Origin of the sequence: Citrobacter sp. Cpo061, assembly GCF_030332845.1 — a bacterium.
Taxonomy (GTDB): Bacteria; Pseudomonadota; Gammaproteobacteria; order Enterobacterales; family Enterobacteriaceae; genus Citrobacter; species Citrobacter portucalensis.
Genome location: NZ_JAOWHB010000036.1, coordinates 532,564 through 548,203 on the forward strand (window position 1 = coordinate 532,564; position 15,640 = coordinate 548,203).

Here is a 15,640-nt window from a genome sequence, read left to right on the forward strand (position 1 = left end):
GCATGTCAGATGAAAAATTTGATGCCATTGTGGTCGGTGCTGGCGTGGCGGGTACGGTTGCAGGCTACGTGATGGCTCAGGCCGGACTGGACGTACTGGTCATCGAGCGCGGTAACAGTGCTGGTAGTAAAAATATGACCGGCGGAAGACTCTATGCACATAGTCTTGAGCACATCATGCCGGGGTTCGCGCAGGAAGCGCCGCTCGAGCGTAAAGTTACCCGCGAAAAAATCTCCTTTCTGACCGAAGAAAGCGCCGTCACTCTCGATTTCCATCGTGAAAAAGCTGACGCACCAACGCAGGATTCGTATACCGTTTTGCGCAACAGACTTGACCCATGGCTAATGGATAAGGCGGAACAAGCTGGCGTGCAGTTCATCCCCGGCGTGCGCGTCGATGCCCTGATCCGCGAAGGTAATAAGGTTACCGGAGTTCAGGCCGGTGACGATATCCTGGAAGCCAATATTGTCATCCTTGCCGATGGCGTCAACTCTATGCTGGGGCGTTCTCTGGGGATGGTTCCGCCCTCTTCTGCACATCACTATGCCGTTGGCGTAAAAGAGCTGATCGGCTTACCTCCAGCGGTCATTGCAGATCGCTTCAATCTTTCAGGTAATGAAGGCGCGGCCTGGCTGTTTGCAGGCTCACCGTCTGATGGGTTGATGGGAGGCGGATTTTTGTATACCAACCAGGACTCCATCTCTCTGGGTCTGGTGTGTGGTCTGGGGGATATTGCCCATGCCACAAAAAGCATTCCACAAATGCTGGAAGACTTTAAGCAACATCCAACTATTCGGCCATTGATTGCCGGTGGAGAACTACTGGAATATTCCGCGCATATGGTGCCGGAAGGCGGTCTGGCAATGGTTCCAAAGCTGGTCGATGACGGTGTGATGATCGCGGGCGATGCCGCCGGTTTCTGTTTGAACCTGGGTTTCACGGTGCGAGGTATGGATTTGGCCATCGCTTCCGCAGAAGCCGCTGCCCAAACAGCTATTGCAGCAAAAGAACGCCAGGATTTCTCTGCCAGCAGCCTGATGGACTACAAGCGCGCGCTCGAACAGGGCTGTGTGATGCGTGATTTACAGCATTTTCGCAAGATCCCGGCGTTAATGGAAAACCCACGGCTGTTCACTCAGTATCCGCGTATGGTGGCCGACATCATGAGCGATATGTTCACCGTTGACGGACGTCCAAATCAACCGGTTCGCAAGATGATTATGTCCCACGCAAAACAAATCGGGCTGATGAACTTACTGAAAGACGGTATCAAGGGGGCAACTGCACTATGAATCAGGACAATACCGTTAACGTTGACGTCAAACTGGGCGTCAATAAATTCAATGTCGATGAAGGCCACCCGCACATTATCCTGGCCGAACATCCAGACCTTAATGAATTTCGCAAGCTGCTGAAAGCCTGCCCCGCCGGGCTGTATAAGCAGGATGAGAGTGGAAACATTCATTTTGATTCTGCTGGTTGCCTGGAGTGCGGAACGTGTCGAGTACTGTGCGGCGACACGATCCTCGACCAATGGGAATATCCGGTCGGAACATTTGGCGTTGATTTTCGCTACGGCTAATGGATTTTGCCTGTAGTACACCGGATCGGCCACGCCGGCCATCCGGTCAGATGTATGCCGAAATCATCCTGGGAATAACTTCATGAGTATCACACTAACGTTTAACGCCGAACGCCGCGAAGTCTGGCGGCAACAGGGTTTATGGGGAGATGCTTCGCTTGGCGATTACTGGAACCAAACTGCCAGAGCCATGCCAGATAAAATCGCCGTGGTTGATAACCATGGCGCTTCATACACCTATGCTGCACTCGACAGCGCGGCCAGCAGTCTGGCAACCTGGTTTTTAGCCTGCGGTATTCAACCCGGCGATCGCATTGCCTTCCAGTTACCGGGCTGGTGCGAGTTTACGATTATCTACCTGGCCTGTCTGAAAATCGGGGCCGTTTCCGTACCTCTGCTGCCAGCGTGGCGTGAAGCAGAGCTGGTATGGGTGCTGAATAAGTGCAAAGCGAAGATTTTTTTCGCACCGACGCTGTTTAAACAGACCCGACCGGTCGATCTGATCCTCCCCTTACAAAACCAGTTGCCGCATCTGCAACAGATCGTTGCCGTGGATAAACTGGCTCCGGCAACGACCTCGCTGGCGCTCAGTCAACTGCTTTTAGCTCCGCCTTTAACCCAGACGATTAATGTTCACGCCGATGAACTGGCGGCGGTGTTGTTTACCTCCGGTACCGAGGGAATGCCAAAAGGCGTAATGCTGACCCACAACAACATCCTTGCCAGCGAGCGCGCCTATTGTGCCCGCCTCAATCTCACCTGGCAGGATGTGTTTTTGATGCCCGCACCACTGGGACACGCTACCGGTTTTCTGCATGGCGTTACCGCACCGTTTTTAATCGGCGCACGCAGCGTATTGTTAGACATTTTCACCCCAATCGCCTGTCTTGAACTGCTGGAGCAACAACACTGTACCTGTGTGCTCGGCGCAACGCCCTTCGTCTACGACATGTTGTGTAGCATGGAAAAACGACCACGCGACCTCTCATCGCTACGCTTTTTCTTATGTGGGGGCACAACCATTCCACAAAAGATTGCCCGTGACTGCCAGCAGCTCGGCATAAAATTATTAAGCATTTATGGCTCGACAGAGAGTTCACCGCATGCGCTGGTCAATCTCGATGATTCGCTTTCTCGCATGATGAATACCGACGGATATGCTGCTGCAGGCGTCGAAATTAAAGTGGTCGACGAAGCACGCAATACGTTGCCCGCGGGGGTAGAAGGTGAAGAAGCTTCGCGTGGTCCCAATGTGTTTATGGGCTACCTCGATGAACCCGAACTCACCGCCCGCGCGCTGGATCAAGACGGCTGGTATTACAGCGGAGACTTATGCCGAATGGACGATGCGGGGTACATCAAAATCACCGGACGGAAAAAAGATATCATTGTCCGCGGTGGAGAAAACATCAGCAGCCGCGAAGTTGAGGATATTTTATTGCAGCATCCTCGCATTCACGATGCCTGTGTTGTCGCGATGCCGGACGAACGGTTAGGTGAAAGGTCGTGTGCTTACGTGGTTCTAAAACCTCCGCATCATTCGTTGTCGCTGGAATCAGTGGTGGCCTTTTTTAGCCGCAAGCGGGTGGCAAAGTACAAATACCCTGAGCACATTGTGATCGTGGAGAAATTACCACGCACGGCGTCCGGTAAAGTACAAAAATACCAGCTTCGTCAGGATATTATTCAGCGTTTGAGCGTGGAGAGTATTACAGGATAAAGCGCCGGATGGCGATGCTCACGCATCTTATCCGGCCTACGTTGAATAGGCCGGATAAGGCATGATATTACTTGTTCAGTTCAGCCAGACTCAGCCAGGTTTGTACGACAGTGTCCGGGTTCAGCGACAGGCTGTCGATCCCCTCTTCCATCAGCCAGGCCGCGAAGTCTTCGTGGTCAGAAGGTCCCTGGCCGCAAATACCCACGTATTTGCCCTGTTTCTTGGCTGCACGAATCGCCATCGACAGCAGCGTTTTCACCGCGTCGTTACGCTCATCAAACAGTTCAGAAACCACACCAGAGTCACGATCCAGACCCAGCGCCAGCTGCGTCATGTCGTTTGAGCCGATGGAGAAGCCGTCGAAGTACTCGAGGAACTGCTCGGCCAGCAAGGCGTTAGACGGGATCTCACACATCATGATGATCTTCAGTCCGTTCTCGCCGCGTTTCAGCCCCTGGCGTGCCAGCTCTTCCACCACCGCTTTCGCCTGGGCAACGGTACGTACAAACGGTACCATCACTTCAACGTTAGTCAGGCCCATGTCGTTACGGACACGTTTTACTGCGTCGCATTCCAGCGCGAAGCAGTCGCGGAAGCTGTCGGCAACATAACGGCCCGCCCCACGGAAGCCCAGCATCGGGTTCTCTTCATGCGGTTCATAACGCTCACCGCCGACCAGGTTGGCATATTCGTTGGACTTAAAGTCCGACATACGCACGATGACGCGTTTTGGATAAAACGCCGCACCCAGCGTTGCGATCCCTTCCGTCAGACGACCGACATAGAATTCACGCGGAGAATCGAAACCTTTCATCATGGCGCGGATTTCATTTTGCAGCTCAGGCGTCTGGTCATCGAACTCCAGCAGCGCACGCGGGTGTACGCCAATCATGCGGTTGATGATAAATTCCAGACGCGCCAGGCCGACGCCTTCGTTTGGCAGACAGGCAAAGTCGAAAGCCCGGTCCGGGTTACCGACGTTCATCATCACCTTCAACGGCAGATCCGGCATGGTCTCCACGCTGGAACTCTTCACGCTAAAGTCGAGCATGTCAGCGTAAACATAACCGGTATCGCCTTCGGCACAGGAGACAGTTACCTTCTCACCATCTTTCATGCGCTCGGTCGCATCGCCACAGCCAACCACGGCCGGGATCCCCAGTTCACGGGCAATGATTGCCGCGTGACAGGTACGACCGCCACGGTTAGTGACAATTGCTGCCGCTTTCTTCATGATCGGTTCCCAGTCCGGGTCGGTCATGTCGGTAACCAGTACGTCGCCTGGTTCGATGCGGTTCATTTCGCTGATGTCATGAATGACTTTGACCGGACCCGCGCCAATGCGGTGGCCGATGGCGCGACCTTCAGCAATAATTTTACCCTGAGCATGCAGCGTATAACGCTCCATCACCTGACCGCGAGAGCGCACGGTTTCTGGACGCGCCTGAACAATGAACAGCTTGCCGGTATGACCGTCTTTCGCCCATTCGATGTCCATTGGACGACCGTAGTGCTTCTCGATCTGCACCGCTTGCTTGGCCAGTTCCTGCACTTCTTCGTTAGTCAGGGAGAAAATGTCGCGTTGTTCCTGCGGGACATCTTCAATGGTCACCTGCTTACCGTGTTCCTGGGTCGGCGCGTAAATCATGCGGATTTTTTTCGATCCCATTGTGCGACGGACGATCGCCGGACGGTTAGCCGCCAGGGTCGGTTTGTGCACGTAGAATTCATCCGGGTTAACGGCGCCCTGCACGACCATTTCGCCCAAGCCCCAGGCGGACGTGATAAAGACAACCTGGTCGAAACCGGATTCGGTATCGATGGAGAACATTACGCCTGAGGACGCGAGGTCAGAACGCACCATCCGCTGAACGCCAGCAGAAAGTGCGACGCCACGGTGGTCATAGCCCTGGTGAACACGATAAGAGATCGCGCGGTCGTTAAACAGCGAGGCAAATACGTGTTTGATGGCAACCAGTACGGCATCAAATCCCTGGACGTTGAGGAAGGTTTCCTGCTGACCGGCAAATGACGCATCTGGCATATCTTCTGCGGTAGCGGAAGAACGCACGGCAAAAGAGGCATTGGCATCGTCCGCTGACAGCTGCGCGTAGGCATCGCGGACGGCATTTTCCAGTTCGGGCTGGAAAGGAGTGTCGATAATCCACTGGCGGATCTGTGCCCCGGCTTTCGCAAGCTCAGTGACATCGTCGATATCCGTTTTATCCAGCAGCTCATAAATGCGCTGGTTTACACCGCTCTGGTCCAGAAACTGGTTAAACGCATCGGCGGTCGTTGCAAAACCATTCGGTACGGAAACACCCATACCTGAAAGGTTAGTAATCATTTCACCCAGGGAGGCATTTTTGCCTCCAACTCTGTCTACATCATTCATGCCGAGTTGGTTATACCAAAGCACCAGCGGTGACGAGCCATTGTTGGACATCGAACAATCCTTATATATGAACGAGGTTAGGAAACTCAATTTTGCGTAATTATCTTGGCATATTTACTCCGGCGAAAAAAACGGTGAATCGTTCAAGCAACTTTATTTTTTATTTTTTCAGATTGTTTCCGCATTTGCGCAAACCCGCGAGCCACACGGGATCACCACAAAAACGACCGGTATAAACATTTGTTCCGAAAAATGAAATGTACTTTTCATTAAATATAAAAATACTGTTTCATTTTATAAAATAGATGCAGCAATATTCGCTTCTGGCGAATTTTAATTTATGCTTTCAGAGAATTATATCTGCCCCAGGATGAGCAAAATGGATAATGCTGTTGATCGTCACGTATTTTATATTTCTGATGGTACGGCCATCACCGCCGAGGTATTGGGTCACGCGGTGATGTCGCAATTTCCGGTCACGATCAGCAGCATTACGCTGCCGTTTGTGGAAAATGAGAGTCGTGCGCGCGCGGTTAAAGACCAGATTGACGCTATCTACCAACAAACTGGCGTGCGCCCTTTAGTGTTTTACTCCATCGTCCTGCCGGAAATTCGCTCGATCATTCTGCAAAGCGAAGGGTTTTGTCAGGATATCGTGCAGGCATTGGTTGCCCCACTGCAGCACGAGATGAAACTCGACCCTACGCCTATCGCCCACCGTACGCACGGTCTGAATCCCGGTAACCTCAACAAGTACGACGCGCGCATCGCTGCCATTGACTACACCCTCGCCCACGACGACGGTATTTCGTTGCGCAACCTCGATCAGGCGCAGGTGATCCTGCTCGGCGTTTCCCGTTGCGGCAAAACCCCAACCAGTTTGTATCTGGCCATGCAGTTTGGTATCCGCGCGGCCAACTACCCCTTTATTGCCGATGATATGGATAATCTGGTGCTGCCCACTTCCCTGAAGCCGTTGCAGCATAAGCTGTTCGGTCTGACTATCGACCCTGAGCGCCTGGCGGCCATCCGCGAAGAACGCCGTGAGAACAGCCGTTACGCCTCGCTGCGTCAGTGCCGTATGGAAGTCGCTGAGGTGGAAGCGCTGTACCGGAAAAACCAGATCCCCTGGCTGAACAGTACCAATTATTCGGTAGAAGAGATTGCTACCAAGATCCTCGATATCATGGGACTGAATCGCCGCATGTACTAGAATGCTAGTGCATTGGTTCGATTTTTTGTTATTATGCTCGCCACCAGGCAGGATGAGTGTGATATTGTGATGTACATCACTTCCCGGTAGTCCTGCCGTTGAAGCAACAAATTTCTGAGACAAGTAATGAACAGAACCGATGAACTCCGTACTGCGCGTATTGACAACCTGGTCACTCCAGCAGAGCTTGCGCAACGGCATCCTGTTTCGTCCTCCGTCGCCCGTCATGTTACGGACTCCCGACGTCGGATAGAAAAAATTTTAAATGGTGAAGACCCCCGTTTACTGGTGATCGTAGGTCCCTGCTCGATTCACGATCTTGATGCCGCGATGGAATACGCGACACGGTTACAGGCGCTGCGCACTAAGCACCAGGCGCGTCTGGAAATCGTGATGCGTACCTATTTTGAAAAACCACGCACCGTCGTAGGCTGGAAAGGCCTGATTTCCGACCCGGATTTGAATGGCAGTTATCGTGTGAACCACGGTATTGAACTGGCGCGAAAACTGCTGTTGCAGGTCAACGAACTGGGCGTCCCCACGGCGACTGAATTCCTCGACATGGTGACCGGCCAGTTTATTGCTGATTTAATCAGTTGGGGAGCTATTGGCGCGCGCACCACCGAAAGTCAGATCCATCGTGAAATGGCCTCCGCGCTCTCCTGCCCGGTTGGCTTTAAGAACGGAACGGATGGCAACACGCGCATCGCCGTCGATGCGATTCGCGCCTCCCGCGCCAGTCACATGTTCCTCTCGCCGGATAAAACCGGTCAGATGACCATTTACCAGACCAGCGGTAACCCTTACGGGCATATCATCATGCGTGGCGGTAAAAAACCGAATTATTATGCTGAAGATATTGCTGCCGCCTGCGATACCCTGCACGAATTTTCCCTGCCTGAGCATCTGGTGGTCGATTTTAGCCACGGCAATTGCCAGAAGCAGCATCGCCGTCAGTTGGACGTTTGTGATGATGTATGCCAGCAAATTCGCAATGGTTCGACGGCGATTGCCGGGATTATGGCGGAGAGTTTCTTGCGTGAAGGTACGCAAAAAATCGTTAGCGGCCAGCCGCTGGTTTACGGTCAGTCCATTACCGACCCGTGCCTGAACTGGGAAGATACTGAACTGTTGGTTGAAAAACTCGCCTCTGCGGTTGATAGCCGTTTTTAATGCTGTTCGCCGGGCAATATCAGCTTGCCCGGCGCTAATCCCTTGTTTTTCCCTTGCTTATTGCGCAAAAAACGTTCTCGTCACAATTATTTCACAAAAACGCTTGCCGCAAATTTGCAGTTTGATGATAATGATTATCATTGTTACATTGATTGTTATTTTTAAACACTATGTCACGTATGGATAACACAACGGCAACGCCCGCAAAAGACAAAACACCGCCTTCCGTCGCGCCAAACGACCGACGAATTGACAGTAAAACCCTGCTTGGTAACGAAGGACGCGTGATCATAGAACATGATGGTCAGCACTACCTGCTGCGCCAGACACAAGCCGGAAAACTCATTCTGACTAAATAAACAACACATTTCGCCAGCCACCCAGGTCATACCCAGGCAGCCAGCGCTTTTCGATTTCCTAATGGAGAGTTGCTATGCCTTACCTGCACACCGCTTCCCTGCGCCCATCGCTGTTGGCGCTGGCGATTATCGGTAACCTGCCCGCCGTCGCCTGGGCGGCGGTCGAGGATATGACCGTTACCGCCACCGGCAATGCCCGTAGCGCCTTTGAAGCACCTATGATGGTTAGCGTCATTGACGCCACCGCCCCAGAAAACCAAACCGCCAGCTCCGCTGCCGACCTGTTACGTAAGGTTCCAGGCCTGACCCTTGACGGTACGGGCCGTACCAACGGCCAGGACGTGAATCTGCGCGGCTACGATCGACGCGGAGTTCTGGTACTGGTTGACGGCGTTCGTCAGGGAACCGACACCGGACACCTGAACAGTACCTTCCTCGACCCGGCGCTTATCAAACGCATCGAAGTCGTGCGTGGCCCTTCCGCACTACTGTACGGTAGCGGCGCGCTAGGCGGCGTGATCGCCTATGACACTGCAGATGCCAAAGATCTACTGGACGTCGGGAAAAACAGTGGTTATCGCGTGTTCGGTACCGCGGCGACCGGCGATCACAGTCTCGGCATGGGCGCCAGCACGTATGGCCGTACCGATACGCTGGACGGACTGCTTGCCTGGTCCAGCCGCGATCGCGGTGATTTACGCCAGAGTGACGGTACTACTGCGCCGAATGACGAAGCAATTAACAATATGCTGGCGAAAGGTAGCTGGAAAATTGACAGCGACCAGACGCTGGCCGGTTCGCTACGTTACTACAATAATGACGCCCGGGAACCTAAAAATCCGCAGACCAGCGCGGCGGATGCCAGCAATCCGATGACCAACCGTTCAACGATCCAGCGTGATGCGCAACTGACCTACTCGCTCGCTCCGGCGGACAATGACTGGCTGAACGCTGACGCCCGTATCTACTGGTCCGAAGCGCGCATTAATGCTCAGAATGCAGATAACACTGGCGAATTTCGCAAGCAAACCACCAAAGGCGGGAAGATCGACAACCGCAGCCGTCTGTTTACCGACTCTTTTGCATCTCACCTGTTGACCTACGGCGGTGAATACTATCGTCAGGAACAACAACCGGGAGGAGCAACAACTGGTTTCCCGGAGGCTAAGATCGATTTCAGCTCCGGCTGGCTCCAGGATGAAATCACCCTGCGCGACCTGCCGGTTACGCTGCTGGGCGGTACCCGTTATGACTCTTATCGCGGCAGCAGCGACGGTTATGAAGATGTCGATGCCGATAAATGGTCGTCCCGCGCCGGATTAACGGTTGCGCCAACTGACTGGCTGATGCTGTTCGGTTCATACGCTCAGGCTTTCCGTGCCCCGACTATGGGCGAGATGTATAACGATGCGAAACACTTCTCGATTGGTCGTTTTTACACCAACTACTGGGTACCGAACCCTAACCTGCGCCCGGAAACCAACGAAACACAGGAATACGGATTTGGCCTGCGCTTTGACGATCTTCTGATGGCGAGCGACGCGCTCGAATTTAAAGCCAGCTATTTCGACACCAAAGCGAAAGATTACATCTCCACCAGCGTCGATTTCGCCGCTTCGACAACCATGTCCTATAACGTACCCAACGCCAAAATCTGGGGCTGGGATGTGATGGCGAAATATTCCACCGATCTGTTCAGCCTCGACATGGCCTATAACCGCACACGCGGAAAAGATACTGACACCGGCGAATACATTTCCAGCATTAACCCGGACACCGTCACCAGCAAACTGAATGTGCCGGTTGCGCACAGCGGTTTCTCTGTCGGCTGGATAGGGACATTTGCTGACCGTTCAACGCATATCAGCAGCACCTACGCTAAACAGCCCGGCTATGCGGTAAACGATTTCTACGTCAGCTATCAGGGCCAACAAGCGCTGAAAGGCATGACCACCACGCTGGTACTAGGCAACGCCTTCGACAAAGAGTACTGGTCGCCGCAAGGCATTCCGCAGGATGGTCGTAATGGCAAAATTTTCGTGAGTTATCAGTGGTAATCACTTTTCCCCGGTTCGCCGGGGCCGCAATCTGGAAGGAAGAGACAATGAATCATTACACACGCTGGCTGGAACTGAAGAAAGAAAATCCTGGCAAATACGCACGTGATATTGCGGGGTTGATGAATATTAGCGAAGCCGAACTGACCTTTGCACGCGTCGGTCACGATGCCTGGCGCTTACGTGGCGAAGTGCGTGAAATTCTCAGCGCACTGGAAGCAGTTGGCGAAACCAAATGTATTTGCCGCAATGAATACGCAGTACATGAGCAGGTGGGTGCTTTTACCAATCAGCACCTCAACGGTCATGCCGGACTGGTTCTCAATCCGCGCGCCCTCGATCTGCGTCTGTTCCTGAATCAGTGGGCCAGTACCTTTCATATCAGCGAAACAACCGCCCATGGTGAGCGTCAGAGCATTCAGTTCTTCGACCATCAGGGAGATGCGCTGCTGAAGGTCTATACCACGCAAAATACCCTCGTTGAGGAATGGGCAGCGTTGCTGACCCGTTTCATCTTTGCAGAAAACCCGCCGCTGGCACTGCAACCCGCCAACAATTCTGCGCCTGCCGCCGTCACGGTCGATGCGCAGACCGTCGATCAAGAGTGGCGAGCGATGACCGATGTCCACCAGTTCTTCGGTCTGCTGAAACGCCATGAACTCACCCGCCAACAGGCATTTAATCTGGTGGGCGACGATCTGGCCTGTAAGGTTTCTAATAGTGCACTGGCGCAGTTACTCGACACCGCGCGTCAGGATGGCAACGAAATTATGGTTTTTGTGGGTAATCGCGGCTGTGTACAGATTTTTACCGGCGTGATTGAAAAACTGGTACCGATGAAAGGCTGGCTAAACATCTTCAACTCAACCTTTACCCTGCATCTGCTGGAAGAGAGCGTGGCCGAAACGTGGGTGACGCGCAAACCGACCGCCGATGGTCACGTCACCAGTCTGGAACTGTTTGCTGCCGACGGTACGCAAATCGCACAACTGTATGGTCAACGTACGGAAGGCGAGCCGGAGCAGACGCAATGGCGCGCACAGATTGACGCACTGACGCCGAAAGGACTGGCCCCATGAAAAAACTGCTGGCCCTGATCGCGCTGCTGCCCTTCGCCACACTGGCTGCGCCCGAGGAACGAGTTGTTGCCCTCGGTGGCGATGTCACCGAGATCGTATACGCACTGGGAGCACAACCCTCCCTTGTGGCGAGAGACAGTACCAGCCAATGGCCTGCTGCGGCAACCGCGTTACCTGATGTTGGTTATTTGCGCCAGCTCAACGCCGAAGGGATCCTTGCCACACGCCCTACGCTGGTCCTTGCCAGCGCGCAGGCGCAGCCTTCTCTGGTGTTAAAACAGCTCGAGCAGAGCAACGTCAGGGTTGTCACGATCCCAGCAAGCAACGATCTTAACGCGATTGATGAAAAAGTTCGGGTTATCGCCGAGGCTACTCATCGGGATGCCGACGGCGAAACGCTGCGCGCAACGTTACGTCAGGAACTGGCGACGCTCCCGTCATCTGAACTTAATAAACGTGTGCTGTTTATTCTCAATCATGGCGGGATGACCGCGATGGCGGCGGGCCAGCAAACCGGAGCCGATGCGGCGATTCGTGCCGCAGGTCTACGCAACGCGATGCAGGGCGTTAATCGCTATCAGCCGCTGTCACAAGAAGGCGTCATTGCCAGCCAGCCCGATCTGGTAGTGATTTCACAAGAAGGTGTTAAGGCGATGGGTGGCGAGGCAAACCTGTGGACGCTACCTGGACTTGCGCAAACACCTGCCGGAAGGAATAAGCAGGTATTGCAGGTTGACGATATGGCGCTGTTGGGCTTCAGCGTTCGCACGCCACAGGCTATTTTGCAGCTTCGTGCTAAAGCGGAGCAATTGCCCTGATGTCCCGGCGGATCACCTGTTCGTTGTGGATGTTGGCATTGATGCTGGTTGTAATGACGGTTCTGGCTACCGGTTTTGGCGCGTTGCGCCTGCCGGTAAGTCTGCTCTGGCGTGATGGCGATGAGGCACTGCGTCAAATCTGGCTCACAATTCGTCTGCCCCGCGTCCTGCTGGCGCTGGTGATTGGCGGCTCTCTGGCGCTCGCGGGCTGCGTGATGCAGGGGCTGTTTCGCAATCCACTTGCAGACCCTGGATTACTGGGAATAAGCAGCGGCGCCGCCTGCGCTGTGGCCCTGTGGGTGGTGCTGCCTGTCTCCTTGCCCGCGCTGCTGATGTTGTATGCTCCAATGCTGGCCGCTTTTTTCGGCGCGCTGGCGGCAACCATAGTGATTTTTATCCTTAGCCAACAGCGCGACGGTTCACTCTCACGCCTGCTGCTGGTCGGCATTGCCATTAACGCGCTCTGTGGGGCGGCGGTTGGCGTTTTGTCGTGGGTCAGTAATGATGCGCAACTGCGCCAGCTGTCGCTATGGGGAATGGGAAGTCTGGGGGCCGCGCAGTGGTCCACACTGTTGGCTGTCACTTCACTGACAATCCCGACAGTGCTGATCATCTGGCGACTTGCTCCGGCGCTGAATCTTCTACAACTGGGTGAGGAAGAGGCGCATTATCTCGGCGTTGATGTGCGTACAATCCAGCGTATTTTGCTGCTTTGTAGCGCACTACTGGTTGCCTCAGCCGTGGCGGTAAGCGGCGTGATTGGCTTTATCGGGTTGGTCATCCCACATTTAATACGTATGTGGCTCGGCTCAGACCATCGGGCCGTTATTCCGGGTTCCGTGCTGGCGGGCGCATTTTTATTGCTGATTGCCGACACACTGGCCCGTACGGCGGTTGCGCCTGCGGAGATGCCGGTCGGTCTGTTGACCAGTCTTCTCGGCGCACCGTGGTTTTTATGGCTTATTTTTCGTCAGCGAGGACCGCATGGCTGAACATTTCATCGCTGAAGGGCTTCACTATCACGTAGCTGGCAGAGCGGTAATTGACAATGTATCCCTCGCCCTTACAAAAGGTGAACTGGTGGCGCTCATCGGCCCAAACGGTGCGGGGAAATCCACTCTGCTACGCTTGCTGACCGGTTTTCTGAAACCGGCTACCGGGCGCTGCGTGCTGGCGGGCAAACCGCTGGAGGAGTGGCCTACCCAAATGCTGTCGCGACACCGGGCGGTAATGCGTCAGCAAACGCAACTGGGATTTGACTGGCCGGTAGAGGCCGTCATCGCGATGGGTCGCGCGCCCTGGACCCAACGACCGGAACCTGGGCTTATTGCACAGGTAATGGAGATGACCGGATGTACGCCTCTGGCAGGCCGGCAATACGCCGCGCTTTCCGGCGGCGAGCAACAGCGAGTGCAGTTAGCCCGTGCGCTGGCGCAACTCTGGTGCGAAGGTGCGCCTCGCGGTTGGTTATTCCTTGATGAACCGACCTCCGCGCTGGATCTTTACCACCAGCAGCATCTGTTGCGCATGCTAAAAACGCTAACCGCTTCGGGTGAGCTGCATGTGTGCATTGTGCTTCACGATCTGAACCTCGCCGCACTGTGGGCAGACAGAATAGTGCTGCTGCACAACGGCAGGCTGGTGTCGCAGGGAACACCGGAAACTGTGTTACAGGCCGATGATCTGAAGCGCTGGTACGGTGCTCAGGTACACGTTGGCCAGCATCCGGCCAGCGCCTCCCCGCAGGTATTTCTGGCCCCTTAGCTTGAACAACTTACTTCCAGCCGTTTGCCCCAGTCAGGTGGACGGCTGGCATAGTCATCATCGCGATCGGCAAACGGGGTACGCAACGCCTGGTGCAACCGATGCAGCTCGGCGTAATCCCCCTGCTCTGCCTGACTAATCGCCCGTTGCGCCAGCCAGTTACGTAATACCATCGCCGGATTAGCCGCCTTCATCTGCGTTTGTCTGACTGCGTCAGCAATGTTGTCTTGCTGCAGACGCGAGCGATACCGCGTGAACCAGTCGTCAAACGCCGCGCGGTCGATAAACTCATCGCGCAGTGGGGATTGCGCACTGTGTTGTTCCGTTTGGCTGAGCATACGAAACGTTCGCGTATAATCACTTCTTTCCCTCGCCATCAGACTAAACAGTTCGCTTAGCAATTCGTTATCGTCTTTCTGCTCGCTAAAGAAGCCGAGCTTTTGCCGCATCCGCTGACCGTAGCGAGTTAACAGCGCCAGTTGGTAACCGTCCAGCGCATCATTGAGCGTCTCGAGCGGGATAAACGGCGACAGGGTTTGCGCCAGACGTTGCAAGTTCCACAACGCGGCAGCCGGTTGGTTATCGAAACTGTATCGCCCCTGGTTGTCAGAGTGGTTGCAGATATAATCGGGCACGTAATCATCAAGAAAACCGAATGGACCGTAATCCATCGTCAGACCCAGAATCGACATGTTGTCCGTGTTCATAACACCATGCGCAAATCCTACCGCCTGCCAGTCAGCGATTAACGTCGCAGTACGCGTGACAACATCGTTAAACCACAGCTGATACTTATCGGCTTCTTCCTGCCATTGCGGCCAGTAATGGCGAATCGCAAAGTCAGCCAACTCACGCACTTTTTCCGGCTCTCGGCGATAGTAAAAATGCTCAAAGTGGCCAAACCGCATATGGCTTTGCGCCACGCGAATGAGCATCGCCCCTGCTTCGACCGTTTCGCGATAAACCGGCGTGTCACTGGTGACAATCGACAATGCCCGCGTGGTCGGTATTCCCAGGTAGTACATCGCTTCACTGGCCAGGCTTTCACGAATGGTCGAGCGCAGCACGGCACGCCCATCACCCATGCGGGAATACGGCGTGAGTCCGGCGCCTTTCAGGTGCCAGTCAAACGTTGAACCATCCACGAGCTGTTGTTCGCCCAGCAGGATCCCACGTCCGTCGCCAAGCTGACCAGCCCAGACGCCGAACTGATGCCCACTATAAACCTGGGCTAAAGGCGACATCCCGGGAAGCAACGATTCGCCGCCCCAAACGCCTGCACCAGTCGGAATATCAAATAGCGCCGCAGGAATGGCTAATTGCTCCGCCAGCGCATCGTTATGCCAGATAAGGCGCGCGTTTTTCAGAGGGGTGGGTGAAAGCGCGGTATAGGTTGCTGGTAGTTCATCACGCCAGCGAGTGGTAAAAGACAGGGTCATAGGGCCTCCTGCCTCTAGTGTAGACTGTTAATAGGCTGTTA

The 15,640-nt window shown here is 54.4% G+C and carries 13 protein-coding genes; 11 read left to right on the forward strand and 2 right to left on the reverse strand.

All coding sequences use genetic code 11. From position 1 onward, the window contains the following. Nucleotides 1–2 precede the first annotated feature (2 nt). From OGX97_RS08575 to fadK, 3 genes are all read left to right on the forward strand, one after another. Complete coding sequence (locus OGX97_RS08575; protein ID WP_235124006.1) at nucleotides 3–1,292, forward strand: FAD-dependent oxidoreductase; 1,290 nt, start codon at nucleotides 3–5, stop codon at nucleotides 1,290–1,292. After that, nucleotides 1,289–1,582 (forward strand): ferredoxin ydiT, encoded by a 294-nt coding sequence (locus tag OGX97_RS08580; RefSeq protein ID WP_003832609.1) that lies wholly within the window; start codon nucleotides 1,289–1,291, stop codon nucleotides 1,580–1,582. Before OGX97_RS08575 ends, OGX97_RS08580 begins: the two co-directional genes overlap by 4 nt. An 82-nt stretch (nucleotides 1,583–1,664) precedes the next feature. Then, nucleotides 1,665–3,302, forward strand: a complete 1,638-nt coding sequence (fadK, locus tag OGX97_RS08585) for a medium-chain fatty-acid--CoA ligase (protein WP_235124008.1) — start codon at nucleotides 1,665–1,667, stop codon at nucleotides 3,300–3,302. A gap of 67 nt (nucleotides 3,303–3,369) precedes the next feature. On the opposite strand, the gene ppsA is transcribed toward fadK, so the two are convergent. Next, nucleotides 3,370–5,748 (reverse strand): phosphoenolpyruvate synthase, encoded by a 2,379-nt coding sequence (ppsA, locus tag OGX97_RS08590; protein WP_235124021.1) that lies wholly within the window; start codon nucleotides 5,746–5,748, stop codon nucleotides 3,370–3,372. Nucleotides 5,749–6,076: 328 nt separating this feature from the next. On the opposite strand from ppsA, the gene ppsR reads away from it, so the two are divergent. The 8 genes from ppsR to OGX97_RS08630 all read left to right on the forward strand — a co-directional run bounded on the left by ppsR (nucleotide 6,077) and on the right by OGX97_RS08630 (nucleotide 14,160). Continuing rightward, nucleotides 6,077–6,910, forward strand: coding sequence for a posphoenolpyruvate synthetase regulatory kinase/phosphorylase PpsR (gene ppsR / locus OGX97_RS08595; RefSeq protein ID WP_003832602.1), 834 nt, complete (start codon nucleotides 6,077–6,079; stop codon nucleotides 6,908–6,910). Between the two features lie 126 nt (nucleotides 6,911–7,036). Further along, a complete protein-coding gene (gene aroH, locus OGX97_RS08600; protein ID WP_003030555.1) occupies nucleotides 7,037–8,083 on the forward strand; it encodes a 3-deoxy-7-phosphoheptulonate synthase AroH in 1,047 nt (348 codons plus the stop codon). 170 nt (nucleotides 8,084–8,253) lie between these two features. Next, entirely contained in the window at nucleotides 8,254–8,442 is a 189-nt protein-coding gene (gene hemP, locus OGX97_RS08605) for a hemin uptake protein HemP (protein WP_003832599.1), read from the forward strand. A gap of 74 nt (nucleotides 8,443–8,516) precedes the next feature. Beyond that, a complete protein-coding gene (locus tag OGX97_RS08610; RefSeq protein WP_286592245.1) occupies nucleotides 8,517–10,499 on the forward strand; it encodes a TonB-dependent hemoglobin/transferrin/lactoferrin family receptor in 1,983 nt (660 codons plus the stop codon). Nucleotides 10,500–10,546: 47 nt separating this feature from the next. After that, on the forward strand, nucleotides 10,547–11,578 hold the full coding sequence (chuS, locus tag OGX97_RS08615; RefSeq protein ID WP_279850562.1) for a hematinate-forming heme oxygenase ChuS: 1,032 nt from the start codon (nucleotides 10,547–10,549) through the stop codon (nucleotides 11,576–11,578). After that, complete coding sequence (locus tag OGX97_RS08620) at nucleotides 11,575–12,396, forward strand: heme/hemin ABC transporter substrate-binding protein (protein WP_048214325.1); 822 nt, start codon at nucleotides 11,575–11,577, stop codon at nucleotides 12,394–12,396. Before chuS ends, OGX97_RS08620 begins: the two co-directional genes overlap by 4 nt. Beyond that, on the forward strand, nucleotides 12,396–13,388 hold the full coding sequence (locus OGX97_RS08625) for a FecCD family ABC transporter permease (protein WP_008784583.1): 993 nt from the start codon (nucleotides 12,396–12,398) through the stop codon (nucleotides 13,386–13,388). Before OGX97_RS08620 ends, OGX97_RS08625 begins: the two co-directional genes overlap by 1 nt. Continuing rightward, nucleotides 13,381–14,160, forward strand: a complete 780-nt coding sequence (locus OGX97_RS08630; RefSeq protein WP_235124032.1) for a heme ABC transporter ATP-binding protein — start codon at nucleotides 13,381–13,383, stop codon at nucleotides 14,158–14,160. The genes OGX97_RS08625 and OGX97_RS08630 overlap by 8 nt, the downstream gene beginning before the upstream one ends. On the opposite strand, the gene selO is transcribed toward OGX97_RS08630, so the two are convergent. After that, nucleotides 14,157–15,599 (reverse strand): protein adenylyltransferase SelO, encoded by a 1,443-nt coding sequence (gene selO / locus OGX97_RS08635; protein ID WP_235124034.1) that lies wholly within the window; start codon nucleotides 15,597–15,599, stop codon nucleotides 14,157–14,159. The genes OGX97_RS08630 and selO overlap by 4 nt on opposite strands. Nucleotides 15,600–15,640: the final 41 nt, after the last annotated feature.